Origin of the sequence: Streptococcus suis (assembly GCF_002960625.1) — a bacterium.
Lineage (GTDB): Bacteria > Bacillota > Bacilli > Lactobacillales > Streptococcaceae > Streptococcus > Streptococcus suis_T.
The window spans coordinates 22,406-48,593 of sequence record NZ_POJH01000031.1 but is presented as its reverse complement, the minus strand read 5'-3'; the positions used below and the strand labels follow the sequence as shown (position 1 = coordinate 48,593).

Annotated in this window: 27 protein-coding genes and 1 pseudogene; 20 read left to right on the top strand and 8 right to left on the bottom strand. The window is 42.9% G+C overall.

The window, feature by feature from the left end; translation table 11 throughout:
• Window positions 1–28: 28 nt before the first annotated feature.
• From C1G49_RS07100 to C1G49_RS07040, 13 genes and pseudogenes are all read left to right on the top strand, one after another.
• The gene (locus C1G49_RS07100) at window positions 29–883 is read left to right on the top strand and encodes a MetQ/NlpA family ABC transporter substrate-binding protein (protein WP_105125144.1); all 855 of its coding nucleotides are present in this window, start codon (window positions 29–31) and stop codon (window positions 881–883) included.
• Between the two features lie 153 nt (window positions 884–1,036).
• Window positions 1,037–2,404 carry a M20/M25/M40 family metallo-hydrolase gene (locus C1G49_RS07095; RefSeq protein WP_105125143.1) on the top strand — a complete coding sequence of 456 codons (1,368 nt, stop codon included), beginning with the start codon at window positions 1,037–1,039 and terminating at the stop codon, window positions 2,402–2,404.
• Complete coding sequence (locus C1G49_RS07090) at window positions 2,397–3,461, top strand: methionine ABC transporter ATP-binding protein (protein WP_105125142.1); 1,065 nt, start codon at window positions 2,397–2,399, stop codon at window positions 3,459–3,461. The genes C1G49_RS07095 and C1G49_RS07090 overlap by 8 nt, the downstream gene beginning before the upstream one ends.
• Window positions 3,462–4,154, top strand: coding sequence for a methionine ABC transporter permease (locus C1G49_RS07085; protein WP_105125141.1), 693 nt, complete (start codon window positions 3,462–3,464; stop codon window positions 4,152–4,154). It begins immediately after the preceding gene.
• 327 nt (window positions 4,155–4,481) lie between these two features.
• Window positions 4,482–5,393, top strand: a complete 912-nt coding sequence (locus tag C1G49_RS07080; RefSeq protein WP_105125140.1) for a hypothetical protein — start codon at window positions 4,482–4,484, stop codon at window positions 5,391–5,393.
• Window positions 5,394–5,411: 18 nt separating this feature from the next.
• Window positions 5,412–6,041 (top strand): hypothetical protein, encoded by a 630-nt coding sequence (locus C1G49_RS07075; protein ID WP_105125139.1) that lies wholly within the window; start codon window positions 5,412–5,414, stop codon window positions 6,039–6,041.
• 193 nt (window positions 6,042–6,234) lie between these two features.
• Window positions 6,235–6,940 (top strand): annotated as a pseudogene (locus tag C1G49_RS07070) (B3/4 domain-containing protein).
• 565 nt (window positions 6,941–7,505) lie between these two features.
• Window positions 7,506–8,423, top strand: coding sequence for a glycine--tRNA ligase subunit alpha (gene glyQ, locus C1G49_RS07065; protein ID WP_002939388.1), 918 nt, complete (start codon window positions 7,506–7,508; stop codon window positions 8,421–8,423).
• Window positions 8,423–10,459, top strand: a complete 2,037-nt coding sequence (gene glyS, locus C1G49_RS07060) for a glycine--tRNA ligase subunit beta (protein WP_105125138.1) — start codon at window positions 8,423–8,425, stop codon at window positions 10,457–10,459. Before glyQ ends, glyS begins: the two co-directional genes overlap by 1 nt.
• Window positions 10,460–10,464: 5 nt before the next feature.
• Window positions 10,465–10,902, top strand: a complete 438-nt coding sequence (locus C1G49_RS07055; protein WP_105125137.1) for a hypothetical protein — start codon at window positions 10,465–10,467, stop codon at window positions 10,900–10,902.
• Between the two features lie 19 nt (window positions 10,903–10,921).
• Window positions 10,922–11,179 carry a DUF896 family protein gene (locus tag C1G49_RS07050; RefSeq protein WP_002942632.1) on the top strand — a complete coding sequence of 86 codons (258 nt, stop codon included), beginning with the start codon at window positions 10,922–10,924 and terminating at the stop codon, window positions 11,177–11,179.
• Window positions 11,180–11,260: 81 nt separating this feature from the next.
• Window positions 11,261–12,340 (top strand): site-2 protease family protein, encoded by a 1,080-nt coding sequence (locus C1G49_RS07045; RefSeq protein WP_105125136.1) that lies wholly within the window; start codon window positions 11,261–11,263, stop codon window positions 12,338–12,340.
• Between the two features lie 63 nt (window positions 12,341–12,403).
• Entirely contained in the window at window positions 12,404–12,775 is a 372-nt protein-coding gene (locus C1G49_RS07040) for a hypothetical protein (RefSeq protein WP_105125135.1), read from the top strand.
• 24 nt (window positions 12,776–12,799) lie between these two features.
• Here the strand turns inward: C1G49_RS07040 and C1G49_RS07035 are convergent, their stop codons facing one another.
• From C1G49_RS07035 to C1G49_RS07000, 8 genes are all read right to left on the bottom strand, one after another.
• Window positions 12,800–14,137: an MATE family efflux transporter gene (locus tag C1G49_RS07035; RefSeq protein WP_105125134.1), complete on the bottom strand. Its 1,338-nt coding sequence runs from the start codon at window positions 14,135–14,137 to the stop codon at window positions 12,800–12,802.
• A 68-nt stretch (window positions 14,138–14,205) separates the two neighbouring features.
• Window positions 14,206–14,871, bottom strand: a complete 666-nt coding sequence (locus tag C1G49_RS07030) for a potassium channel family protein (protein ID WP_105125133.1) — start codon at window positions 14,869–14,871, stop codon at window positions 14,206–14,208.
• 60 nt (window positions 14,872–14,931) lie between these two features.
• On the bottom strand, window positions 14,932–16,281 hold the full coding sequence (locus C1G49_RS07025; protein ID WP_105125132.1) for a TrkH family potassium uptake protein: 1,350 nt from the start codon (window positions 16,279–16,281) through the stop codon (window positions 14,932–14,934).
• 178 nt (window positions 16,282–16,459) lie between these two features.
• Window positions 16,460–16,807 carry a hypothetical protein gene (locus tag C1G49_RS07020; protein ID WP_105125131.1) on the bottom strand — a complete coding sequence of 116 codons (348 nt, stop codon included), beginning with the start codon at window positions 16,805–16,807 and terminating at the stop codon, window positions 16,460–16,462.
• On the bottom strand, window positions 16,797–17,141 hold the full coding sequence (locus tag C1G49_RS07015; protein WP_105125130.1) for an MFS transporter: 345 nt from the start codon (window positions 17,139–17,141) through the stop codon (window positions 16,797–16,799). The genes C1G49_RS07020 and C1G49_RS07015 overlap by 11 nt, the downstream gene beginning before the upstream one ends.
• A 10-nt stretch (window positions 17,142–17,151) precedes the next feature.
• Window positions 17,152–18,234, bottom strand: a complete 1,083-nt coding sequence (locus tag C1G49_RS07010) for a DUF3278 domain-containing protein (RefSeq protein ID WP_105125129.1) — start codon at window positions 18,232–18,234, stop codon at window positions 17,152–17,154.
• 13 nt (window positions 18,235–18,247) lie between these two features.
• Complete coding sequence (locus C1G49_RS07005) at window positions 18,248–18,448, bottom strand: hypothetical protein (protein WP_105125128.1); 201 nt, start codon at window positions 18,446–18,448, stop codon at window positions 18,248–18,250.
• Window positions 18,449–18,463: 15 nt separating this feature from the next.
• Window positions 18,464–18,652, bottom strand: coding sequence for a helix-turn-helix transcriptional regulator (locus C1G49_RS07000; RefSeq protein ID WP_002942681.1), 189 nt, complete (start codon window positions 18,650–18,652; stop codon window positions 18,464–18,466).
• Between the two features lie 270 nt (window positions 18,653–18,922).
• On the opposite strand from C1G49_RS07000, the gene rsmH reads away from it, so the two are divergent.
• From rsmH to C1G49_RS06965, 7 genes are all read left to right on the top strand, one after another.
• Window positions 18,923–19,873, top strand: coding sequence for a 16S rRNA (cytosine(1402)-N(4))-methyltransferase RsmH (gene rsmH, locus C1G49_RS06995; RefSeq protein ID WP_105125127.1), 951 nt, complete (start codon window positions 18,923–18,925; stop codon window positions 19,871–19,873).
• A gap of 11 nt (window positions 19,874–19,884) precedes the next feature.
• On the top strand, window positions 19,885–20,208 hold the full coding sequence (gene ftsL / locus C1G49_RS06990) for a cell division protein FtsL (protein ID WP_024412194.1): 324 nt from the start codon (window positions 19,885–19,887) through the stop codon (window positions 20,206–20,208).
• A complete protein-coding gene (pbp2X, locus tag C1G49_RS06985) occupies window positions 20,208–22,457 on the top strand; it encodes a penicillin-binding protein PBP2X (RefSeq protein WP_105125126.1) in 2,250 nt (749 codons plus the stop codon). The genes ftsL and pbp2X overlap by 1 nt, the downstream gene beginning before the upstream one ends.
• Before the next feature lies 1 nt (window position 22,458).
• Window positions 22,459–23,457, top strand: a complete 999-nt coding sequence (mraY, locus tag C1G49_RS06980) for a phospho-N-acetylmuramoyl-pentapeptide-transferase (RefSeq protein WP_105125125.1) — start codon at window positions 22,459–22,461, stop codon at window positions 23,455–23,457.
• 98 nt (window positions 23,458–23,555) lie between these two features.
• On the top strand, window positions 23,556–24,389 hold the full coding sequence (locus tag C1G49_RS06975; protein ID WP_105125124.1) for a hypothetical protein: 834 nt from the start codon (window positions 23,556–23,558) through the stop codon (window positions 24,387–24,389).
• Between the two features lie 209 nt (window positions 24,390–24,598).
• Window positions 24,599–25,942, top strand: a complete 1,344-nt coding sequence (locus tag C1G49_RS06970) for a DEAD/DEAH box helicase (RefSeq protein WP_105125123.1) — start codon at window positions 24,599–24,601, stop codon at window positions 25,940–25,942.
• Window positions 25,943–25,959: 17 nt separating this feature from the next.
• Window positions 25,960–26,184, top strand: coding sequence for a DUF4059 family protein (locus C1G49_RS06965; RefSeq protein ID WP_105125122.1), 225 nt, complete (start codon window positions 25,960–25,962; stop codon window positions 26,182–26,184).
• Window positions 26,185–26,188: the final 4 nt, after the last annotated feature.

Here is a 26,188-nt window from a genome sequence, read left to right as displayed (position 1 = left end):
TCAGTTCAAAAATTAAGGAGATATTCTTATGAAATTAAAAAAATTGTTTAGTTTAGCAGCAGCTGCCTTGTCAGTAGGTGTTCTTGCTGCGTGTGGTAGCTCAACTTCAAATGAGGCTGCTGGTTCAGCGACAACTGTTCGTGTTGGTGTGATGAGTTTAAGCGAATCAGAAGAAGCTCGTTGGAATAAAGTTCAAGAAATTCTTGGTGATGAAGTGAAATTGGAGTTCACTCAATTTACAGACTATTCACAGCCAAACAAGGCAGTAGCTGAAAATGAAGTAGACATCAACGCATTCCAGCACTATAACTTCTTGAATAACTGGAATGAAGAAAACGGTGAAGACTTGGTCGCTATTGCGGATACTTATATCGCACCAATCCGTCTTTACTCAGGTACAGCTGATGGCAAAAACAAGTACACGAAAGTGGAAGAAATTCCAGATGGTGCTGAAATTGCGGTTCCAAATGACCCAACAAACGAAAGCCGTGCCCTTTACCTTCTTCAAGCAGCTGGTTTGATCAAGGTTGGTGTATCCGGTACAGAATTGGCAACTATTGCTGATATTACTGAAAACAAGAAAAACTTGAAAATCACTGAGTTGGATGCGAGCCAAACAGCAAGCTCACTTAGCTCAGTTGATGCAGCGGTTGTAAACAACACCTTCGTATTGGAAGCTGGTTTGGATTACAAGAACGCTCTTTACAAAGAACAAAAAGATGAAAATTCAAAACAATGGTATAACTTGATTGCAGCTCGTAGCGATTGGGAAAAATCAGAGCAAGCAGCAGCGATTAAGAAAATTATCGAAGCCTACCACACAGATGAAGTGAAAGAAGTCATTGAAACAACATCTGACGGTATGGATGAGCCAGTTTGGTAAAATGCAAATAGGTCGAGGACTGGACAGAATTGTTCAGCCCTCTATCTGTTTTTATAGAGATAAGACAATCTCTTAACTAAAGTTAGAAATAGTATAGTATTTTTGATTTTGGTTAGTAGATTTGATTGATTTCATTGAGTATGAGGAGAAAGTATGGCAGATAGTAAAGTTCAAGCATTTGAAAATGATGCGATTATTCAAAGCTATTTTGAAAAGTTGAAGGTCTTGATTTCAAAGAAATCCATTTTTGCTCAGCAGATTGGTTTGTTGGATGTGGCGACTTACTTGAAAGATATGTTTGAAGAGGCTGGGGCAACTGTTGTTTTAGATGACAGCTATGCAGCACCCTTTGTTATGGCTAAGTTTGAGGCAAGTGTTCCAAATGCCAAGACCTTGATTTTTTACAATCACTATGACACTGTTCCTGCTGATGCCGATCAGGTCTGGGAGAAGGGGAAACCCTTTGAATTGACTGTTTCTGATGGCTATATTTATGGTCGTGGGGTGGATGATGACAAAGGGCATATCACTGCTCGTCTATCTGCCCTGAAAAAATACCAGGCTAGACAAGATGGTCAGCTCCCTGTTAATATTATCTTTATTATGGAGGGGGCAGAAGAGTCAGCCTCTGTCGACTTGGATAAGTATCTTTCAAAATACAAAGAACACTTGATTGGTGCTGATTTGCTGGTCTGGGAGCAGGGGCATCGTAATAGCTTACATCAGCTAGAAATTGCTGGGGGCAATAAGGGAATTGTGACCTTCGATCTTCAGGTTAAATCAGCTGACTTAGACATTCATTCTTCTTATGGAGGAGTTATTGATTCGGCAAGTTGGTATTTGTTGTCAGCTCTTCAATCCATGAGGGCGGTAGATGGACGAATCTTGGTAGATGGTATTTACGAACAAGTTCAAGAACCAAATGAACGTGAACTAGCCTTGGTTGAGGAATTTGCTCTTGCGACCAGTCAGTCTATGAAGGAGATTTATGGTCTAACACTGCCTACTTTGGTAGAGGAACGGCGCGAGTTTCTCAAGCGTTTGTATTTTGAACCATCGATTACCATTGAAGGCTTGTCAACTGGCTATCTTGGTCAGGGGGTTAAGACCATCATTCCTGCCCAGGCTTCTGCTAAGATGGAGGTTCGTTTGGTGCCAGGGTTAGATCCGTATGATGTTTTGGACAAAATTCGCCAGCATTTAGCTAAGCATGGTTTTGAACAGGTAGAAGTTATTTTTACCTTGGGTGAAAAGAGTTACCGAAGTGATATGTCAGCTCCAGCCATTGTCAATGTGATTGAATTGGCTAAAAAGTTGACACCAGAGGGTGTGGCAGTTTTACCTACCTCGCCAGGTACTGGACCCATGCACACCGTCTTTCATGCTTTAGGAGTGCCGATTGCGGGCTTTGGTCTGGGTAATGCCAACAGTCGTGACCATGCCGGTGATGAAAATGTCAGCATTGCTGACTACTATAGCCATGTTGAATTAGTAGAGGAGTTAATTGCAAGTTATGAGTAAGGAAATGATTAAGCTAGATAATATTGATGTAACCTTTCAGCAGAAAAAACGGACCATTGAAGCGGTCAAGGATGTGACCATTCATATCAATCAAAGGGATATTTACGGTATCGTAGGGTATTCTGGAGCTGGTAAATCTACCCTTGTTCGTGTCATCAATTTATTGCAGGTTCCGTCTGCGGGTAAGATTACTATTGATGAGGATGTGATTTACGAGGGGGGCAAGGTTACTCTGACCCCAGCTCAATTGCGGAGCAAACGCCGTGAGATTGGCATGATTTTCCAGCATTTCAATCTGATGGCGCAGATGACAGCAGAAGAAAACGTGGCCTTTGCCCTTAAGCATTCGGGTTTGAGCAAGGAAGAGAAGAAGGAAAAGGTTGCTAAGTTATTAGACTTGGTTGGGCTTTCTGACCGTGCTGAAAACTATCCAGCTCAGTTGTCTGGTGGTCAAAAGCAACGTGTTGCCATTGCCCGTGCCTTAGCCAATGATCCAAAAATCTTGATCTCAGATGAGTCAACTTCTGCCCTGGATCCGAAAACGACTAAGCAGATTTTGGCACTCTTACAGGAATTGAATGAAAAATTGGGCTTGACCATTGTTATGATTACCCATGAGATGCAGATTGTAAAAGATATTTGTAACCGTGTGGCTGTCATGCAGGATGGTCGCTTGATTGAAGAGGGTTCAGTGTTAGAAATCTTCTCTCATCCAAAAGAAGAATTGACCCAGGATTTCATCAAAACAGCAACAGGAATTGATGAAGCTTTGGTGAAAATTTACCAGCAAGATATTGTTCAGAATTTGCCTGAAAATAGCATTTTAGTGCAACTCAAGTATGCTGGTTCCAATACGGATACGGCGATTGTCAATGACTTATATAAATTCTATCAAGTGTCTGCCAATATTCTTTATGGTAATATTGAGATATTGGATCATACGCCAGTCGGTGAAATGGTAGTCATTCTCTCAGGAGAACCTGGTCAATTGCACCGTGCGATTGAGGCGGTGACGGAAGCGCGTGTGGAAGTGACGATTTTGAAAGGAGCAAACTAGATGTTAGAATGGATTCAAACGAATTTTCCAGATATTTATAAATTGGGCTGGGATGGTCAGACAGGTTGGTTAACACATTTTAATTTGACCCTCTATATGACCTTTGTTTCCTTTGCTTTCGGTGGATTTATGGGCTTGGTGTCTGGTTTGTTCTTAGTTCTGACAGGTCCACGTGGGGTCATTGCTAATAAGACTGCCTACTGGATTTTGGATAAGGTAGCGTCGATTTTCCGTGCCATTCCCTTCATTATCTTGTTGGCGGCGATTTCTCCCTTAACAAAAATTATTGTTGGGAAAACCATTGGTACAGAGGCTGCCTTGGTGCCTCTAGCCCTGTCAGTCTTTCCCTTCTTTGCCCGTCAGGTTGAAGTGGTCTTGTCAGAATTGGATCGTGGTGTCATTGAGGCTGCTCAGGCGTCAGGAGCGACCTTCTGGGATATTGTCCTTGTCTATCTGCGTGAGGGGCTGCCCGACTTAATTCGTGTGACAACCTTGACCCTGGTTTCCTTGGTAGGCTATACAGCCATGGCTGGGGCTATCGGTGCTGGAGGTTTGGGGCAGGTTGCACTATCCTACGGTTACTTGCGCTACAATGATGATGTGACCTTCCTTGCGACCTTTTTGATTTTGGTTATCATCTTTGCCATTCAATTCATTGGTGATTTCTTGACCAGAAAGATTAGTCATAGATAAGTTATGTTTTGAGAGGACAGTTGGTCCTCTTTTTTGATGCAAAATACTTGACAAATTCCTTGTTATACTAGTATAACAAGGCTTGACTTTACAGCCAAGCCTTGTTATACTAGTATAACAAGGCTTGACTTTACAGCCAAGCCTTCCTAAAAAGCAAAAAAGGGAGAAATATATGTGTCCGAAATGTGGAAGTCATCAGGTTATTAAAATTGGTGATAATCATTCAGATTTGCTATTTTTAAGAGGTGTCCAAACTTGTGCATGTCTATAAATGCAAAAAATGCTCTCATAAAATGGATTGAAAAGAGATAGATTTTGGAGGTAAAAATGGCAAAGTTTCTGGATCAAGAGGATTTGCAACTAATCGAACAATTTAAGGCAGAGAATTTACAAAAGAAAAATAGAATTATTGAAGAGTATCGTTATTATGATATTCCCGACGGCTACAAGAGTGAAGCAGCTAAAGATGCCCCAACTTATGAGCATTACTTAATGAATAAAATAGTATTCTCTCCGGAAGATGAGAAAGCTGTTGATAAATTAGGCGAGAGCGCAGGAACTCTTGAAAGGGTTCGGCATCTGACTAGCCAAGTGATGACCTCTGAGGAATGGTACCGTTCGGTATATGGAATAGGTTTCTTTGAAAAATTCAATGTGAATGAATTGAGGTGGTATCTTTATGATGCAGTGATTTTGATGAGTAGATGGGAATCAGCTCTGCATTGGGAAAATGAGGTGCTTATTGCCTGGTCTAACAGGGAAAAAAAGGGGAATTGGATTTGGTGGCTTCTTGGCTTGACCCTCTTCTTCGCTATTGGTGAATTGGTTTTCGGTAATGATAGGGCTGGCTATTTTCAAAGGAGTTTGACATTCTTTTTCTTATCAGCTATTATCGGTATTTTTGCAAAGAGAAAACATCAGAAAAAGCAAGAAGATATTGCAGTGATTAAACAAAGGCTTGAGGAAGTAAAAGAGTGTAAAAGTTGGCACTATCATAAAGCTCAGGAGCATCCATTGATTATGCAACAGGGGCAACATAGTTCATCATTCTTTTTTGAAACAATGCTTGGTTATGTCAACGAGGGGCGTGTCAATACCTTACAGGAAGCTTTAAATCTGTATCATCAAGAAAGTCAATATGACCAACTGTTGCGCCAACAAGCTGCCACACTACAGCGAGCGGAGCAAATTCAACAGATGACAACATTTAATACAATTTACAATGTATTAAAAAAATAGAAATTGAGGTAGGCAAATATGGTATTTCGTAAAACAGCAAATGAATATGTTAAGAAAAATGTGGGTGAACTTCAACCCTATAAGGAAGGGACTTATATTGATTCCAACAATAACGTCTATTATCACGATGGCTTAGAGTATGTAAAAATTGGATATGATAATCCTAATTTAGATATATGGGTCAGTCTTGTTCCGCAAATAGGAGTGGGAGTTATCTTGGCGAATTTGTTTGCGCCAAAAAGTCGTAAGGAGGATAGTTTTGATATTTGGACCTGGCTAATCGGTATCCTTCTTGCCTTTGTTTTTCTATGGTGGTATCGTTTACTTGCTTTTGTTGGATACAAGTTGCTGACACTATTTATTCGACCAATTTTAGAATTTACAGAGAGAGCAAAATGGCTTCGTTTATTCTTACCATTCCTTTGGTTTGTTGAGGACCCTGACAAAGATTTAGTAGATGTTGCTGCAGGGTCAACCATGTTACTTCCCTATATTGTTTTGAGTATTCCTGTACTAGCTCTGGCAAATTATGATGTCCCAGAATTGAAACCAGTTGGAATTGTTTTGATTTTGTGTACGCTCCTATCGGCATTTTATATGTTCTTAAACGTTCGCATCAATAAAGATAATTTTGTGGATAAATTTTAATTTTCTTGTGGCTAATCAAGTTATGTTTCCCCATATTCTGAGATAATGTTTGACATTCTCTCTGGGATTTTATACAATAAATTTAATTAAATAAACACTGCCACCGGGTAGTCATGCAACAGCATTTTATGAACATCGTTAGGTCTTAGAAGATGTTCATAGGGTGCTGATTTTTCTATAAAGGAGTAGGGATATGTCGCAATTTATAGTTGATACATCGTTTTGGAATTTATTTCCAGATGCAAAAATCGGAGTGCTATTATTGAAAGGGTATAAAACGCCGGCGCAATCACCTGATGAATTAGTGAAATTACTGGAAGAAAGCAACGGAATTGCCCAGAAATTTCTTACGGAAGATACCTTTAGTGAGAATGAGGTCATTCGTACATATCGTCAAGCCTATCAAAAATTTAAAACAAAAAAAAGGCGCACGTTCTAGTATTGAAGCACTTTTGAAGCGTTCTGCTAGTGACCGTCCAGTTTCAACTATCTCTCCGCTAGTGGATATCTATAATGCGGCAAGTTTGCGTTTTGGTCTTCCATGTGGTGCTGAAGATTTAGATACATTTGTAGGCGATCTTCAACTAACGGTCACTGAGGGTGGGGATGAATTCTATCTCATTGGTGATGAAACCAATAATCCAACTCTACCAGGGGAAGTTTGCTATAAGGATGATAAGGGGGCGGTTTGTCGCTGTTTCAACTGGCGCGATGGTGAGCGGACCATGATTACAGATAGCACGAAGAATGCTTTCTTGGTTATGGAACTGGTCAATTCTGATAGAGTAGAGGATTTGGAAAATGCCCTAGATTTTATCAGTCAACAGGTAGAAAAATTCTTGGGAGTAGTACCAGAAAAATATCTATTGGATTACAACAGTCCTACTATGGGTTTATAATCGGATAAATAGTGCTCTTTCTGGACAAAATATTCTTTTTCTGCTACAATACTAAGCATGAAAGAAGGTTGTTTCAAAAGCCTGTCTAGCGAGCTTGGGAGAGTGGAAGCCAAGCCAGTCTTGAAATAATTGGCGCTTTCCCAGTCGTGACCTCATCCGACTACTTATCAATCATATAAATGAAGTAATAAATTAGGGTGGAACCGCGTTCTCAACGCCCCTATGTCTGCTGACAGGGGAAGAGAATGTGGTTCTTTTTGTCTGTCTAACAAAAACGGAGAAAATATATGTCTAAAAAACTTACCTTTCACAGCGTCAGTGGCAAAATCTCCTTTCAGTCGAATTGCCACACGCTCATCGCTATGGCGACTGAGCTAGACGCTGTACTAGTTCGCCTTTCCTAGCGGTTTAGGCTAGGAAGGTTCACGTCACAAAATCATCGTCATTTAGTTTATCTTTTATTACGTCGTTAACTCGCTTTGCCGTACTCCAGTACAGCCTGCAGCTCGTTGCCTAGTACTAAAAGTAAACTAAAAGACTTATAATTAAAGAAAGAAGGAAGAATATGTCAAAGAAACTTACATTTCAAGAGATTATCTTGACCTTACAACAATTTTGGAATGAGCAGGGTTGTTTGCTCATGCAGGCTTATGATACGGAAAAAGGTGCGGGTACCATGAGTCCCTACACTTTCTTGCGTGCTATCGGTCCTGAGCCATGGAATGCGGCTTATGTTGAGCCTTCTCGTCGTCCTGCTGACGGTCGTTACGGAGAAAACCCAAACCGTTTGTATCAGCACCACCAATTCCAAGTGGTGATGAAACCATCTCCATCTAATATCCAAGAACTCTACTTGGAGTCTTTGGAGCGTTTGGGCATCAATCCTTTGGAGCATGATATTCGTTTTGTTGAGGATAACTGGGAAAACCCGTCAACAGGCTCAGCTGGTCTGGGCTGGGAAGTTTGGTTGGACGGTATGGAAATCACGCAGTTTACCTATTTCCAACAGGTTGGTGGTTTGGCGACAGGCCCTGTCACAGCCGAAGTAACTTATGGTTTGGAGCGCTTGGCTTCCTACATTCAAGAGGTTGACTCCGTTTACGATATTGAGTGGGCTGACGGTGTTAAATACGGTGAAATTTTTATCCAGCCAGAGTACGAGCATTCAAAATATTCCTTTGAAGTATCCGACCAAGACATGCTCCTTGAAAACTTCACTAAGTTTGAAAAAGAAGCAGAGCGGGCTTTGGAAGAAGGCTTGGTTCACCCAGCCTTTGACTATGTGCTCAAATGTTCTCATACCTTTAACCTGCTGGATGCCCGTGGAGCTGTGTCTGTAACCGAGCGTGCAGGCTACATTGCCCGTATCCGTAACCTTGCCCGTGTCGTTGCCAAGACCTTTGTGGCAGAGCGGAAGAAACTCGGTTTCCCACTTTTAGACGAAGCAACACGAGCAGAATTGTTGAAGGAGGACGCAGAATAATGACAAAGAATTTACTTGTTGAACTTGGCTTGGAAGAAATCCCTGCCTACATCGTAACCCCAGCCATGCACCAGTTGCGTGACCGCATGTCAACCTTTTTGACAGACAATCGCTTGGCTTTTGATAGCATCGATGTTTTTTCAACACCACGCCGTTTGGCTGTTCGTGTCCGTGGTTTAGCAGACCAGCAGACTGATCTTACAGAAGATTTCAAGGGTCCTGCTAAGAAAATTGCCCTGGATGCAGATGGAAACTTCACTAAAGCTGCAGAAGGCTTTGTCCGTGGCAAAGGCTTGACGACAGCTGACATTGAGTTCCGCGAGATCAAGGGCGAAGAGTATGTCTATGTGACCAAACATGAAGCTGGTCAGCCAGCTAAGGCAGTTTTGGCGGGCATTCCAGAGGTCTTGAAGGCTATGACCTTCCCTGTCAGCATGAACTGGGCGTCCAACAAATTCGCCTACATCCGCCCTGTCCACACCTTGACCGTTCTCTTGGACGATGAAGCATTGGATATGGACTTCTTGGACATTACATCTGGTCGTATCAGCCGTGGTCATCGTTTCCTTGGAAATGAAACTGAGATTGCAAGTGCAGATTCTTACGAGGCAGACTTGCGTGCACAGTTTGTCATTACAGACCCCGCAGAGCGTCAAAATATGATCGTCGAGCAAATCAAGGCTATCGAGGACAAACACAACGTGACAGTCGAAATTGATGAAGATTTGCTCAATGAAGTTCTCAACCTGGTTGAGTACCCAACTGCCTTCATGGGTTCATTTGACACCAAATATTTGGAAGTACCAGAAGAGGTTTTGGTCACTTCCATGAAAAATCACCAACGTTACTTCGTGGTGCGTGATAAAGCAGGAAAACTCTTGCCAAACTTCATCTCCGTCCGTAACGGAAACGACCAACACCTTGACAATGTCATCAAAGGGAATGAAAAAGTCTTGGTGGCCCGTTTGGAAGATGGCGAATTCTTCTGGCGTGAAGACCAAAAACTCAAGATTGCTGACTTGGTGGAACGCCTCAAAGTCGTGACCTTCCATGAGAAAATCGGCTCACTTTACGAGCACATGGAACGCACCAAGGTCATCGCAGAAAAACTTGCTGACTTGGCAGGCTTGTCTGCGGATGAAAAAGCAGATGTGGCACGTGCGGCGGACATCTACAAGTTTGACCTCTTGACAGGCATGGTCGGCGAGTTTGATGAATTGCAAGGGATTATGGGTGAGAAGTATGCCCTTCTTGCAGGGGAAAAACCTGCGGTGGCAGCGGCAATCCGTGAGCATTACCTGCCAAACTCAGCAGAAGGCGAATTGCCTGAAAGCAAGGTCGGGGCGGTCTTGGCACTGGCTGACAAGTTTGACACCCTCCTATCCTTCTTCTCAGTTGGCTTGATTCCTTCTGGATCAAACGACCCTTATGCTCTTCGTCGTGCGACACAGGGGATCGTTCGAATCTTGGAAGCATTTGGTTGGGAAATTCCATTGGATCAGTTGATTGCGGAGCTCTACAGCTTGAATTTTACTAGCTTGACTTATGACAACCAGCCAGCTGTTATGGACTTTATCCGTGCCCGTGTAGAGAAGATGATGGACAAGGCCATTCCGAAAGACATCCGCGAGGCTGTACTTGCCAGCTCAACCTTTGTGGTCAGACTACAACTGGCAGCCAGCTCTGCTATTTTCCAAAAATCAAAAGAGGCTGACTACAAGGAAGCCGTGGAAAACTTGTCACGGGTCTTCAACTTGGCTGAAAAGGCAGAGGCGACTGTCATTGACGAGGCACTCTTCGAAAACGACCAGGAGAAAGCCCTTGCTGCTACAGTGGCAGGCTTGGAGTTGACGGAAGACATGGCGGGCAACCTAGACAAGCTCTTTGCTCTCAGCCCAATCATCGCGGCCTTCTTCGACAACACCATGGTCATGGCAGATGACGCAGCAGTCAAAGCCAACCGTTTGGCTCTACTGAAATCCTTGGCGGATAAGGCAAGTGCCGTGGCGGTCTTCAATCTCTTGAACAGCAAGTAGGTAGTATGTCTCTTTTCAGAATTATAGAGTTGTATGTTATCATTCCTTTGCAAGCTTTGGCGATGATTGTTTTTATAGTATTCCTTTTTCGTTGGATGTGGCGAACATCTAAGATAGAAAAGGGTAATGCTAAACCTGCTATTCGCAAAAAATCCAAACAGAAACTTTGTACTGCTGAAACGCAAGGGCGTTTTATGAGGCAACTACGTTTTAAGAAGAATTATGTCTATGTTTATGCTTATGATGTGGATGGAAAAACCTATGAAATTTATGATGTTATAATTTATAAGATAGGTGAAGTTATTAAGTTAGGTCCAATTCCGGTTAGTTATACAGGCAAAAGACAATTAGAGAATGTTGATGTGGTGAGGATTGCCTATAATCCTCTGATACCACAGGAAGCGTATTTACCGGACAATCAAGGGAAGTGGACCTTGTTTTAAGAGATAAAAGGAGGCAGACATGGAACAAGCAAAAATCGATCGTATCAATGAATTGGCTAAAAAGAAAAAAGCTGGTACCTTGACACCAGAGGAAAAAGTTGAACAGGCTCAGCTAAGGGAAGAATATATTGAGGGGTATCGTCGAGCAATCCGTCATCATATTGAGGGGATTAAACTGGTTGATGAAGACGGTAACGATGTGACGCCAGAGAAACTCCGCCAAGTCCAACGTGAAAAGGGCTTGCATGGGCGTAGTTTGGATGACCCAAATTCCTAAGATTATATTGCTAAAAAAAACAAGTAAAAGACTAGGTTTTCTAGTCTTTTTCTGTTATACTATATAAAAAGGAGGTTTGCTATGAAGAAAGTATGGAATTGGTTGGTTATAACGCTGTCAACATTGTTAGCTATATGGGGGGCAAGTTGTTCCTTTATCGGTATAGAGGAAGTGCTGTCTATTCAATCGGATGAGCGAATTTTTTGGGTTGTTGGTCTAGGTTACCTCTGGTTTATGGGTAGTTTTTACCTGACCATTATTCTCCACGAACTAGGTCATGCCTTCTTTGGTTGGCTGACAGGCTTTGACTTGGTGGCGCTTGGCTTGGGCAATCGCTTGTTGGTCAAAACTGACCAAGGCTGGAAATGGAAGAAAACCGTGATTGTGCAGGGGGCAGCAGCTCAGTATATCGGAGTCAAAAAAGATGAGGATGACCCTCGGGCGATTCTGATGTTTGCAGGTGGCTTGATTGTCCATCTCAGTCTCATCCTTATTTCTGTTTTGATTGGATTCTTGACAGGGTATTGGGGTCTGCCTCTCTCGCAAATTCTCCTCAATCTATCCCTGTTTATCCTCAACGCCAATCCTTCAGGAATGGTGGATGGTGCTAAGATACAAGAGTTGCGTGCTCATCCAGACTATAGCCGCTTGGTCTATCAAGCACTTAGACATACCTCTCAAGTCATGGTGGACCCAACTGCAGCGAATTTAAGTGATTTTGTCTTGGATCTGCCAATCTTGCCAGGGCATTTACCACAAACCCACTATCTAAACTGGACGGAGTTGCTGATTTTCAAAGGGGAGTATCAAGAAGCCCAAGAACGCTTGGAAAAACTGATAGCGGCATCGGACAATGATTATATGGTGAAGCTGGCAAAACTTGTACTGTTGGAAGTCTATCTCTTGCAAGGCAGGGAGGAAGAGGCTAGAGCATTAGGGCAGGACAAGCAGGTCAAGGCTCTGCTCAAGTACCCTATGGGAAATTACCAAGTCATTGCGGCTCTCTACCACCAACGTATTACTCAAGATAGCAAAGCCTTGAAAAAATCTCTGGCTCAGGCTAAAAAAATGTTGCCTAATAGTCCACTATTGGCTGATGAGCAAGATTATTATAGCAAACTCTTATCGGAAATCGAGTTAGAAAGTCAACTATCATATTAAAATATTTTGCTCAATATAAATAATATGTTAAAATGATTTTAAAAATAGTCCAGGAGGTTGGTCATGAAAAAACTGGTATATGTCTTCTTGGTGCTAGCCTATGTTGCAGTTGCATATTTGTCGGTCTACGTCCTTCCTCACTATTATTTTGGTGCGATTATGGGGGCAGCTGGGGCCAATCTTGGAGCTAGTTTTAAACAATTCAAGGAAGTGCAAGCCTGTCCTGACAAACCTTTTTCAGCCTATTTTAAGTTGGATAAGACGACGACAGCTATTCTATTAGCGCTTGTTTTGGGACTCATTCTTTTTGTTCATCTGCTACCAGTATCCAATGTACAAGTCGTCTTTGCTTTCTTGGTTGGGCTTAGCTATGGTGCGCTTTGGAATATCTTGCATATCCAATTTTTACGGAAATATTATTTTAAAAACGCATGAGCTTATTTCATGCGTTTTTCTTGTTTATATACTTTGGCCAGTTTTTAATTTTTTCATAAAAATGATAGAACTTGGAATGAGGACCAAGATACTGCCAATCCAAGCAGCAGGGTTGGCGGCTGCTGTTCCATAAAATCCGAAATACTGCATGCCAATGACGGCGACTGCTGCTCGGAAAATCAATTCTCCAAAGCCTGCTAGTGTTGGGATAAAGCCCTTGCCCAGCCCCTGAATAAAGCTGCGAAGAATAAAGAGAGAGGCAACGATCCAGTAGCAAGAGCCGTTGATGATGTAGTAAACCAGGGCCAAGTCAAGCACGGTTTGACTGGCATTTGGAAGAAAGAGGCCAGAGAAGAACCGGTTGCCTAGAACGAGAATGAGGGCAAAAATCAGAGCCCAAGCGATATTGAGGTAGAGTGCCTTGCGAACCCCTTCTCGAATTCGATCATAGAGTTTAGCTCCGTAGTTCTGGGCTGTAAAGGTTGCAATAGCCAGCCCCAGATTGACCATTGGTAGCATAACCAGTTGGTCAGTGCGGAGAGCAATAGCCTGGGCAGCGATAGCATCTGTTCCTAGCTGGTTGACCATAAACTGTAGGGTCATGGCTCCGATAGCAATGATACTAGCTTGAAATCCCATAGGAAAACCGAGTTGGGCATGTTTCTTGAGATTGTCCTTGTCCAATCGTAAGTCAGAAAAGCTAATATGGTACTGGGGAACCTTTTTGACGATGTAGAAAATCAGAAAGATAACGGAGCAAGCCTGGGCGGTGATGGTTGCAAACCCAGCCCCGAAGACACCCCATTTCATGACCAGGATGAAGAAAAAGTCCAAACCGATATTGATAAAACAGGCAATGATAAGAGCCACTAAAGGTGTTTTAGAATTTCCAAGACTGCGCAGGGCTGAGGACAGGAAATTATAGAAAATGGTAAAGGTCAATCCACCAAACATAGCTGTCAGAAAAGCATGGGAATGCTGGATGATACTAGCAGGTGTCTTCATTAAGACCAAGATAGGTTGTAAAAAAGTCAATGCAAGGATTGTCAGTATCAGGCTGATAAGGAAAGAGTAGAAAAGACCATGAACAAAGGATTTTTTCAGTCCTTCAAAGTCCTCGGCTCCGAATCGTTGGGCAGAAAGAATGGTCAGTCCATTTGTCACACCTTGGGCAAAGCCGATGATGAGAAAAATCAAGCTGGCAGTCGAGCCAACACTGGCAAAGGCATCCTTGCCTAAGGTATGACCAACAATCATGGAATCGGCAAAGTTATAGGCTAATTGGAAGAAGGAACCAATCAGCAGGGGAATGGCAAACTGTAAGATGACTAGAATGGGTTTGCCCTTGGTTAAGTCGCTCATAAAATCTCCTTGATAACAGAGGATAAGCCTACTAGAATGCATCATTTCTAATAGGCTTTTTCCTTATTTTAATGGGTTAAATCTTCAAAGTGGTCTACGGTATTATGGTCTGTAACAGCCATGATGAGTTCGTGGCTCTTGAAGACATAGTCTGGGGTCAGCTGGATGTTCAATTCCTGATTTTCTCCGCTACGGTAACCGATGATATTCATTTTGTAGTGCTGACGGAGTTTGAGTTCACCCAAGGTCTTACCAATCCATTTTGCAGGTGGATGGAATTCTACGATAGACACATTGCCTTCTAGTTCCAGGAGGCTAGTTGTATCTCTATGAAGAAGTTGCTTGGCCAGTGAAATACCTGTTTCACGTTCTGGAGAGATGACTTTGTCAGCACCGACACGGAGGAGAACTTCTTTGGCTGTGGTTCCCTTGACCTTGGCAACGACCATTGGTACTCCGAGAATCTTACTGTGCATAACAGCGAGCACACTGGATTCCAAATTATCTCCAGTTGCAACGACGACTGCATCACAGTTTTCAATGCCCGCAGCTCGCAAGAGAGAACGGTCGGTTATATCACCGACAATTCCTCGAGTGAGAATGGGTTCGAGGTGGTTAATCTGTTGTTCATGGTTATCAATGGCAATGATATTACAGTCATAATTGTGTAGGGTCTTAGCAATGGTGGTACCAAATACTCCTAAGCCCAGGATTCCGATAGTATAGTTTGGCATGATTTCTCCTTTTTAGAAGCTATATTCACAAGTGCAGTGCTGAACTGCGCATACAGGTTCTTAAACTAACATAGATGATTTGGCGTATTGTAGGCTTTCCTGTTTAGATGCTTTACGGAGGGAAAGGCTAGCTAGAATAGATAGAGGCCCTATGCGGCCGAAAAACATGAGAGCCATGATAACGGCCTGTCCTGCCATGGTTAGTGATGGGGTCAGGTTGGCAGTCACGCCAACGGTTGCTAGGGCAGACATGACCTCAAAGACCAAGAAGAGCAGGGGTTGCTGCTTGTCTGTAATAGCTAGGGCAAATAAGCCTGTCAAAAAGACCAAAAGAAAGACAGAAAAGGTCGCAAAAGCCTTGCGGATGGTCAGGCTATCAATGGTTCGACCAAGGAAGTTGGTATGGGGCAGTCCCAAGATTTCGCTACGGGCATAGAGGACCAGGGTGAGGAAGGCAGTAATTTTAATTCCTCCCGCCGTTCCTCCTGGTGCTCCCCCCAGCATCATCTGAAAGATATAGATCAGCAGGGTGATAGGAGCCGCGGTGGTGTAGTCAATACTAGCAAATCCAGCAGTTCGCATGGTCACAGTCTGGAAAAAGCTTGCTAGTAGTTTGTGACCAAAGGATAGATGACCGATGGTAGCAGGGTTGTTCCATTCTGTAAGTAAGGTTAATAGGGTCCCAAAGCTCAAAATCGTGGCAGTCAAACCTAGAACCACCTTGGTATGAAATCCCAGTTTACGAAGATGGAATTTTTGCCCAAGCTGGGTTTGCAAATCAAACCAGACAGAGAAGCCCAGTCCTCCCATGATGATTAGGCTGGCTAAGGTTAGGTTAATCAATGGATTGTCAACATAGCGGACAATACTGGTGGCGCCGAAATTATCAAAACCAGCATTACAGAAGGCTGAAACGGCTAGGAACATGGAAGTAAATAGCCCCCTAGCCCAACCGAATTCTGGTACGAAGTGCAGAGATAAGAGAATAGCTCCCAGTGTTTCAATGGCTAGGGTGAAGCCGAAAACAGACTTGAGAAAATTTCTAAAATGTTTTGTGTCAGAGCGATTGAGGGCTTCTTGGAGAGTTGCCATGCTCATAAAATTGATTTTCCGACCACCTCGTAGGGCAAAGAGGCCAATAAAACCAACCAGGCTCAGTCCACCAATCTGAATGAGTAGCATACAGATGATTTGACCAAATGTAGAATAGGTATCGGCAACAGCTTTTGTAAACAATCCAGTCACGCAGACCATGGACACAGAGGTGAAGAGATGGTCCCAGTAACGGGCATTAGATGTAGGGACTTGCGAAATGGGCAGACTAAGTAAGAGGGAGCCAAGGAGAATGACCAGCAGAAAGCTGAGAATAATTCGTTGGCTGGGAGTAAGGTGTATCTTAAATGCTTTCATAAAGCTACCTTTTCAAAAAATAAAGATGAGCATATTGTAGCATAAATAGGAAAAAAAGTAAGCCAGAAAGTAGATTATTTGCTAGCCAAAAAGGGCTGGATTTGAGCCAACCCTATATTATCCAGATTTTTCATTTTTTTTTTAGGAAGTTACCTATTCGTAGAGAATTGATATAGTCTTACTTTTTCAATTGTCCAATAAAGACCAAGAGAGCAAATATTCCCCAAGTTCCAGCTAAGAGTGGTTTGATTTGACCAGTGAAAAATCCAATGGATAAGGTTAGGACAAGACCTGCAATGAGAAACCAGAGCAGTGGTTTACGATAAAGATGGATAGCTTTTTGGAACGCATTTGATTCTGGACTGGTAGTTTGCCAGTCACTATTAAAGATTGGAAGTATAGTGAACGGTAAGATAAAGAGTGGTGGATTGTCCCCAGTCAGGTAGCTATGTATATACAGGCTACAAATTGTTGTATAGGAGAGAACAATCAAAGTGAGTATAAGTTTCGGTTTGTTAACGTTCATCTGTTTTCTCCTTTTTGAAATACAATCGATAAAGAATAGCCAGAGCAAATCCAGCAGGAAGGATGAGGATAAGTGGTTTGACATGTCCTAGCCAAATGCCCACGGAATAGGTCAAGGTCATGACAATAACTGTAAAGACACTTGAGAGAATAAAGTAATGCCTTTCTTCTGCAGATTTAAGAGGTTTGAGCATCTGGACGATGGGAAAAACGAATAGGAAGCTATCGTGAATGGGCTCCTTGACTATGTAGGAATAGATAAGAAAGGCAGAGAACAGACTATAAAATAGCACAAAGAATTGAAAGGATTGTTTATGGGAAAAGGGGGTGTTCATGGGTTACTCCTTATTTTTTCTTAGTCGTGTCTGCCTCCAGCTTTTGCAGATAGGCAAGGGCAGACAGGGCTAGACTGGCAAAGAGGCCCATCATGCCACCGAAGAGGAGGGATTTTACATGGAAGATGGAATCCAGTAGGGGAAGCTGGAGGCTAAAGAGGTCTGCCAGCCCAGCAAAGAGGCTAGATAGCAGGGCAACCCCCAGTCCCCAAACCAGTGGATTGAGGGTCTGGCCTTGTCTTTCCTCAGGGCTTAGTTCATCCACGTCATATTGAGGCAGGTCAGCATGGAGGGTGCGCATATTAACGATACCAATTAGGATAATACTGAAGAAGCCAATGATCATTGGATAGTAGGTAGCCACCTCCAGAGAATAGCGGTAGGCTAGGAAGTAGGCGATGGCATTTCCGAGAGCTAGGAAGTAGAAGTGGTAGATAAAGGCTATTCCCCCAATCTCATCTGCCTTAGTCCGTCGGTACTCGTCTAAAGGCCCGCGAATACCATAAACGTGCCGTATCATGTTTTGGATCCACTTAGGTTCTTTTTTGGAAATAGCAGAGCTGACAGTCAGTTGTTCTGCTTTTTTCATGCGCTTGCGTAACATGATTTCGATAGCAATGCCTGTGAAAATACCACCTAGACAGGCTGCAAGGAATTTTCGGAGGTCAAATAGGTGGTCGAAAGGATTGAGCCCATCCATCCAGGCACCAAAAACAACAGTCCAAATGTACATAACGGTTGTGAAATAGAGGGTGAATTTGAAACTTGCTCCCTTGAGCTGCTTCTGTTCCTTGCTAGTCAATTCTTCTACATCTAAACTGTCCACTTGGCTGTGGCGCATCTTGGATGCCATATACATACTGGCGGAAAGAGTGGATAGGAGTAGAGCAGTTGGGTAGCCATAGGCAACGACTTCTGGGTAGCGTTTGGATAGGGCAAGTGCCAGCAGGGTAAGAACCATGGTGCCCCAAAAGAGCAGGATAAAGCAGGTATTGCCTAGTCGGAAGGCTTCTTTTTGGCGAAATTCATCCAAGGGCCCTGCGATACCGTAAAATCGTTTGATCAATTTATCTTGAAAGTTTTCTTTTTTCATACGATACTCCTATTTACTTACGACGAAAAATGAGAGGTAGGTAGGCTAGTCCTAAGAAGTAGATTGCCCCGGTAATCAGAAGTTGTAGCCAGAATTTGGCTTGGCTGATGATATGCAAGATGTCAGCTCCGCTATTGCCCCAAAGCTGAAAGAGGACAAAGAGCGGGATAAAAATGAGAGTAGAGATAAGGGCTTTGCGTGTGTTCTTTTTCATGGTAATTTTTCCTTTCTATTCATTCCAAAAGAGGCTGTTGAGGTCAGTCTGTAAAGCTTTGGCTAGGTTGATACAGAGGTCTAGCGAGGGGTTGTACTTGTTGTTTTCAATCATGTTGATGGTCTGCCTGGATACGCCGATGGCCTTGGCCAAATCCAGCTGGGAAATACCTAGCAGTAGGCGGTAGTCTTTGACACGGTTCATGTGCCCTCCTTTCTATGTCAATTATATCTGACACATTTGACTAAAAATGAGAGGATAGGTTGGCTATCCTTTTAAAATGTTGTCAATTATATCCGACATATAAGTGTAAAAAAATGTGGGAGGCCTCCCTGGTTATGTCAACTATATCTGACATCTTTCTGTAATGTTATTATATACCTATCCAGAAATCTTGTCAACTATATTTGACATATTTTTTGTAAAAAGTTTGCAACAACTTTTTATTTTAATTTGTGGTACAATAGAAAAGATATGACCAAGGAATTTAATCACACAACTGTTCTCTTGCATGAGACAGTCGATATGTTAGACATCAAACCAAATGGAATTTATGTAGATGCAACGCTGGGTGGAGCAGGGCATAGTGAGTACCTGCTCAGTCAGTTGACAGATGGTGGGCATCTTTATGCCTTCGACCAGGATCAGACGGCCATTGACCACGCCCAAATCCGCTTGGCAGCCTACATTGAAAAGGGACAAGTTACCTTTATCAAGGATAATTTCCGCAACCTCAAGGCCCGCTTGGCAGAGCTGGGTGTGACAGAGATTGATGGGATTTGTTACGATTTGGGTGTGTCCAGTCCGCAGTTGGATGAGCGGGAGCGTGGCTTTTCTTACAAACAGGATGCTCCGCTTGACATGCGCATGAACCGTGATGGTCGGTTGACAGCCTATGATGTGGTCAATACCTATGACTATCACGACTTGGTACGGATTTTCTTCAAGTACGGTGAGGACAAATTTTCCAAACAGATTGCTCGTAAGATTGAACAGGCTAGGGACATCAAGCCCATTGAAACCACAACTGAGTTGGCAGAGCTAATCAAGTCTGCCAAGCCTGCCAAGGAACTCAAGAAGAAGGGCCATCCTGCTAAGCAGATTTTCCAGGCTATTCGGATTGAGGTCAACGATGAATTGGGAGCGGCAGACGAGTCTATTCAGCAGGCTATTGACTTATTAGCCTTGAATGGACGCATTTCCGTCATCACCTTTCATTCCTTGGAAGACCGCTTGACCAAACAACTCTTTAAGGAAGCGAGTACGATTGATGTGCCAAAAGGTCTGCCGTTTATTCCAGATGATTTGAAAGCACCGCTTGAATTGGTCAATCGTAAGCCTATCTTACCTAGTCAGGAAGAATTGGAAGCCAACAATCGTGCCCATTCAGCCAAGTTGCGCGTAGCCAAGAGAGTACATAAGTAGGAGAAACATCTATGTTACAAGAAAAACGTAGAGAAGCTACCATGCGAGTGATTGGTGATAAGTTTAAAACCTTCACCCGTGTAGAAAAAGCCTTTTATACAAGTATTATCCTATCCGGTCTGGCCTTGGCGATAGGGATTATTTTCTTGCAGACCCGTTTGATTCAAGTCCAGTCTGAAATGGCCAAGGTCAATCAAAACATCAACCAAAAACAGATTGAAATCAATGATGCCAAACAGGCTGTTAACGAACTCACACGTTCGGCACGTCTGATGGAGATAGCGGAGAAGGCTGGATTAACATTTAATAACGATAATATTGGAGTAGCTGAATAATGCCCAGAAGAAACAATAAACTCTTGCAGTATGTCCTGAAAACAAGGTATCTTCCGTCCCAAAATCGTCGAAGAGTAGGCCAAGGTCTGCTGTTTTTGACGATTTTAATCTTTTCTATCTTTCTCTTTAATTTTGCCTACATTATTGGTACAGATAGCAAGGCAGGTGTGAAATTGTCGGAGAGAGCAGAGGCTGTCCACCAGCAAGAAGTGACAGTTCAGGCTAAACGGGGAACTATCTATGACCGAACAGGTATACCTATTGCAGAAGATTCTACCACCTATACCGTTTATGCTATTATTGATAAGGAATATGTTTCCGAATTGAAGAAAATTCTTTATGTTCAGGACAGTCAATTTAGTAAAGTTGCAGATGTATTCAAAAAACACCTTGGAATGGAAACAGATTACGTTCTTCAACAGTTACGACAGCCAGAACTGAAGCAGGTTTATTTTGGAACCTTAGGGAAAAATATTTCTTATAATACCATGAGCACTATTCAGGAGGAGATGAAGGCGGCGGGGATTGAAGGGATAGCCTTTAATGCCAGCCCAGGTCGGATGTATCCAAATGGAAACTTTGCTTCCATCTTTGTCGGACTAGCCAACTTGATTGAAAACAAGGATGGTAGTCATAGCCTGCAAGGTATGAGTGGTATGGAGTACTACCTCAACGATATTCTAGCTGGTCAGGATGGTAAGGTTGTCTATGAAAAGGACAGTCAGGGACGTGTGCTGCCAGGAACAGAAACAGTTAAAGAAGAAACTATCAATGGTCAGGATGTCTATACGACGATTTCTGCAGACCTGCAGCGGTCCTTGGAAACCAATATGAATACTTTCTTTGATACCGCCAGAGGTCGCTATGCCAATGCTACTTTAGTTTCGGCTAAGACAGGAGAGATTTTAGCAACGACACAACGTCCAAGTTATGACTCAGATACCAAGGAAGGCTTGGGACAAGAGGGGGTTCTAGAGCGTTCCCTCCTCTACCAAGAGGCCTTTGAACCAGGTTCTACCATGAAGGTTTTGACTGTCGCATCAGCTATTGACAATGGAACCTTTGACCCAAATGCCTACTATACCAATAACGAGTATGTGATTGCAGACGCAAAAATCAATGACTGGACTTTAAACGCTGGCCAATCAGCTGTTACGTTAAATTTTGCTCAGGGTTTTTCACTCTCAAGTAACGTCGGAATGACTTTGTTACAACAAGAAATGGGGGATGAAAAATGGCTAAATTATCTTGCTAAATTTCGCTATGGTTACCCAACACGATTTGGTATGGGGGATGAGGCACCAGGTCTTGTTCCTGAGGATAATATTGTAACGATTGCCATGTCTACATTTGGTCAGGGTATTTCAGCTAACCAAGTGCAAATGCTTCGAAGTTTCTCTGCGATTGCAAATAATGGTATCATGTTAGAGCCAAAATTTATTTCAGCCCTGTATAATCCGAATACTGATACTGCAAGGCTTTCATCTAAAGAAGAAGTCGGGAATCCAGTTTCTGAACAGGCGGCAGATGAGACATTGAAATATATGATAAATGTTGGTACGGACCCTGTGTTTGGGACTCTTTATTCTTCAGATTTACAAGGGCCAGCTATTCAGGTTGAAGGCTATGATATTGCGATGAAGTCTGGTTCTGCCGAGATTGCCAGTGAAGACGGTCAGGGTTATATCAAGGGCGCTTATACCAACTCGGTTGTCGCCATGATTCCTGCTGAGGATCCAGAGTTCATTATGTATGTGACCATTCGTCAGCCAGAAGTCTTGAGTGTTCTCTCTTGGGATACTATTGTAAGCCCGACTTTGAAAGAAGCAATGTTATTGAAGGATAGCTTGAACATAGATGCTCCAGCTCCGTCCCTAGCTTCTGTTGGAAAAGAAACGGACTACACATTGCCAGATCTAATTGGTAAGGCACCTGGTGAGTCGGCTGAGGAGCTTCGTCGCTATCTGGTTCAACCAGTTATTTTAGGCAAAGGTGCTGAGATTAAGAAGGTTTCTTTGGAAAAAGGTAGCTTAGTAGCCCCTAATCAACAGGTTCTCTTATTGACGAATAAATTGGAAGAAATGCCAGACTTGTATGCGGTGACCAAGGAGAATATGGATCTACTAGCTGAATGGACAGGTATTGAAGTGACCTATGAGGGGTCTGGTTCCAAGGTTGTGAAGCAGAGCGTAGAAGTGGGGACCAAGTTGAATAAAACCAAGAAATTAACAGTTACGTTAGGAGAATAATATGCAGTTTGCACTTATGTCGGGATTGGTTGCATTTTTAGCAACGGTAATCCTGATACCACGATTTATTACCTTTTATCAAGCCAAGCGCATCGAAGGGCAACAGATGCACGAAGATGTCAAGCAACACCAGTTCAAGGCCGGAACTCCTACCATGGGGGGTACAGTCTTCCTAGTTGTTGCTGTCCTTGTTAGTTTTATTTTTGCAGCTAGCCTGAAAATGCTGACAGGTGGTGTCTTGGCTATTCTTTTCATTTTGGCTCTCTATGGCTTGGTCGGATTTTTGGATGATTTCTTGAAAATCTTCCGCAAAATCAATGAAGGACTTAATCCTAAGCAAAAGCTAGCCCTACAAATCCTGGGTGGTCTTGTTTTCTATTTTGTCCATGTCAAAGGTGCTGGTGGTGGTGAGCTCAATGTCTTTGGCCACATTATCAATCTTGGGGTACTCTATTTACCATTTGTTCTATTCTGGTTGGTTGGTTTTTCAAACGCGGTCAACCTGACCGATGGTATTGATGGTTTGGCCTCCATTTCGGTTGTTATTAGTTTGCTGGCCTATTCTGTTATTGCTTACCAGGAGCAGAAGTTTGATATTCTCTTGGTCTGTGTGACCATGATCGGTGGCTTGCTTGGTTTCTTTGTCTACAACCGTAAACCAGCCAAGATCTTCATGGGAGATGTGGGTAGTTTGGCTCTTGGTGGAATGCTGGCAACCATTTCCATTGCGCTTCGTCAAGAATGGACTCTTCTTCTAATCGGTCTGGTCTATGTTATTGAAACATCATCTGTTATGTTGCAGGTTTCATATTTCAAATACACCAAAAAACGCTTTGGAGAAGGTCGTCGTATCTTCCGAATGACTCCTTTCCACCACCATTTAGAATTAGGTGGTTTGACAGGTAAGTCTGAAAAATGGAGCGAGTGGCAGGTTGACTTCTTCCTTTGGTCAGTCGGACTTGTCATGAGCCTGCTTACACTGGCTATTCTTTATCTATAGAATTTTAGAAACAGCAGAAATGCTGTTTTATTTTTACCTTGACAAAAATGGTCGATGAGATGTAGAATAAAGAGAAGTGGAATAGGCGGAGGATAATTATGGAACAGTTAAATCAAGAACAGCTTTATGGGGTCGTGCTCCAGACCATGACGGCAGCTAGTCAGCTTCCGATGGTTAAAGTCAACAGGGAAGAATTTTTGAAAACTCGGTTTAAGGATAGTCCCTATTTGGACAAGATTTTAGCGGATGGGCCAACAGCGGTTTATAGCCTCGAAGCCCTACGCAAAGAGGCCGATAAAATCATCAATGATATGACAACCAAGACCTCGCTTTTATCCTTTGCAGCAGGCTTGCCGGGCAATCCTTTTACTGCCATAGCAGCTGGGACAGCAGATATTGCTCAGTATTTTGGCTTTGCCTTGAATTTATCGCAGCAAATTGCTTATCTTTTTGGAGAAGATGAGTTGTTTGTTGGTCAAGGAAAGGAAATTCCAGAAGAGGTTCAAATCCGTATTATTGCCTACATCGGTGTCATGTTTGGAGCAGGTGGTTCAGCAGTGCTTCTAAATAAAGTATCCAAAACAGTTGGGGCAAATGTTGGTAAGAAAGTAGCCATGCAGGCTCTGACCAAAACGACTTGGTATCCCTTGGTGAGAAAGGTTGCTGCAGTGATTGGTGTTAAGATTACCAAAAAGACTGTGGAGAAAACCATTGCCAATGCGGTCCCTATTTTGGGTGGACTGATTTCAGGTGGTTTGACCTATTTTACTTTCCAACCAATGGGTGGTTTGCTAGCTGATACCTTTGTAAAAAAATTAAAGGGTGATTTCGATAGCGAACTAGAACTCAGCGAAGCCTTCAAGGCTAGTTTGGCAGAGGAAAAAGAACTAGGGATTATCGAGGCAGAATTTACGGAAGTAAGTGAGAGCTAATGAGGGCGGGCATCCGTCCTTTTTGCTTGTCAACCTAAATCATGCTATAATAGAAGGCAGTATAATGAAGAACCAGTATCCATTGTTGGTATCGTCATTTAGTTTTTCTTTTTAACTCGCCTTGCCTAACTCCAGTTATGCCTGCGGTTCGTTGACTAGTACTAAAAGACTATACTTGCCTTGTGAATACGGGTTCTAAAGAGGAAACTATGAAATTTACAGATATGAAACTCAAGCCTTACATTCAGGAGGCCTTGAAAGAAATTAACTTTGTTCAGCCGACAGAGGTTCAGGAAAAACTAATCCCAATCGTCTTGTCTGGTCGTGACTTGATTGGAGAGTCAAAAACAGGCTCAGGAAAGACCCATACCTTCTTAATTCCCATCTTCCAAAAGCTAAATGAGGAATTAGACCAGGTTCAAGCAGTTATTACAGCTCCATCACGTGAATTGGCGACCCAGATTTATCAAGCAGCACGCCAGTTGGCTAGTCATTCGGACATGGAAGTTCGTGTGACCAATTATGTTGGTGGTACAGATAAAAACCGTCAGATTGACAAACTTCAAACTGGTCAGCCACATATTGTTGTTGGGACACCAGGTCGTATTTATGACTTGGTTAAATCAGGTGACCTTGCGATCCATAAAGCTAAAACCTTTGTGGTGGATGAAGCAGATATGACCTTGGACATGGGCTTTTTGGAAACGGTAGATAAGATTGCCGGAAGTCTGCCAAAAGACTTGCAATTTATGGTCTTTTCAGCGACCATTCCGCAGAAACTGCAACCGTTTTTGAAAAAGTATTTGTCTAATCCAGTCATGGAACAAATCAAGACCCAGACGGTCATTTCAGATACCATTGAAAATTGGCTGATTTCAACCAAGGGCCGTGATCGCAATGCGCAGATTTTGGAAGCGACCAAGCTCATGCAGCCATATTTGGCTATGATTTTTGTCAATACAAAGACCCGTGCAGATGAATTGCACAGTTACTTAACTGCTAATGGTTTGCGGGTTGCAAAAATTCACGGGGACATTCCACCGCGTGAACGCAAGCGGATCATGAACCAGGTGAAAAATTTGGATTATCAGTACATCGTAGCAACAGACTTGGCAGCGCGTGGGATTGATATCGAAGGTGTTAGCCATGTCATCAACGATGCCATTCCTCAGGACCTTTCCTTCTTTGTCCACCGTGTGGGTCGTACAGGTCGAAATGGCTTGTCGGGTATTGCCATTACCCTCTATCAGCCGAGTGATGATGCGGACATTCGCGAGTTAGAAAAACTCAACATCAAATTCTTGCCAAAAGAAATGAAGAATGGGGAGTTTGTCGATACCTACGACCGTGACCGCCGTGTCAACCGAGAAAAATCTCGTGAAAAACTGGACTTGGAAATGATTGGCTTGGTGAAGAAGAAAAAGAAAAAAGTCAAACCAGGCTATAAGAAGAAAATCCAATGGGCTGTTGATGAGAAGCGCCGCAAGACCAAACGTGTGGAAGCGCGTGCCAAGGGACGTGCAGAGCGCAAGGCCAAACGCCAAACCTTCTAGGAGGGTTGGAAAAGACCATGTTACAAAATATTCTCAGTTTTTATTTGCAGGGGCTTTTGGTTGCAGCCCTGCTGGTCATTCTATCTAGCTTGATTTATTTTGCTGTAAGAGCAGGTAAAAAAGTTGATCGAACGCCGCAAGAGCGCCAGGATTTTATATTTGATTTGTTGATGATCAACGTCATGACCATCCCAATTCTTGCTTTTGGGGTCATGGGGATTTTGTTAATGTTTAAAGCATAGAAGG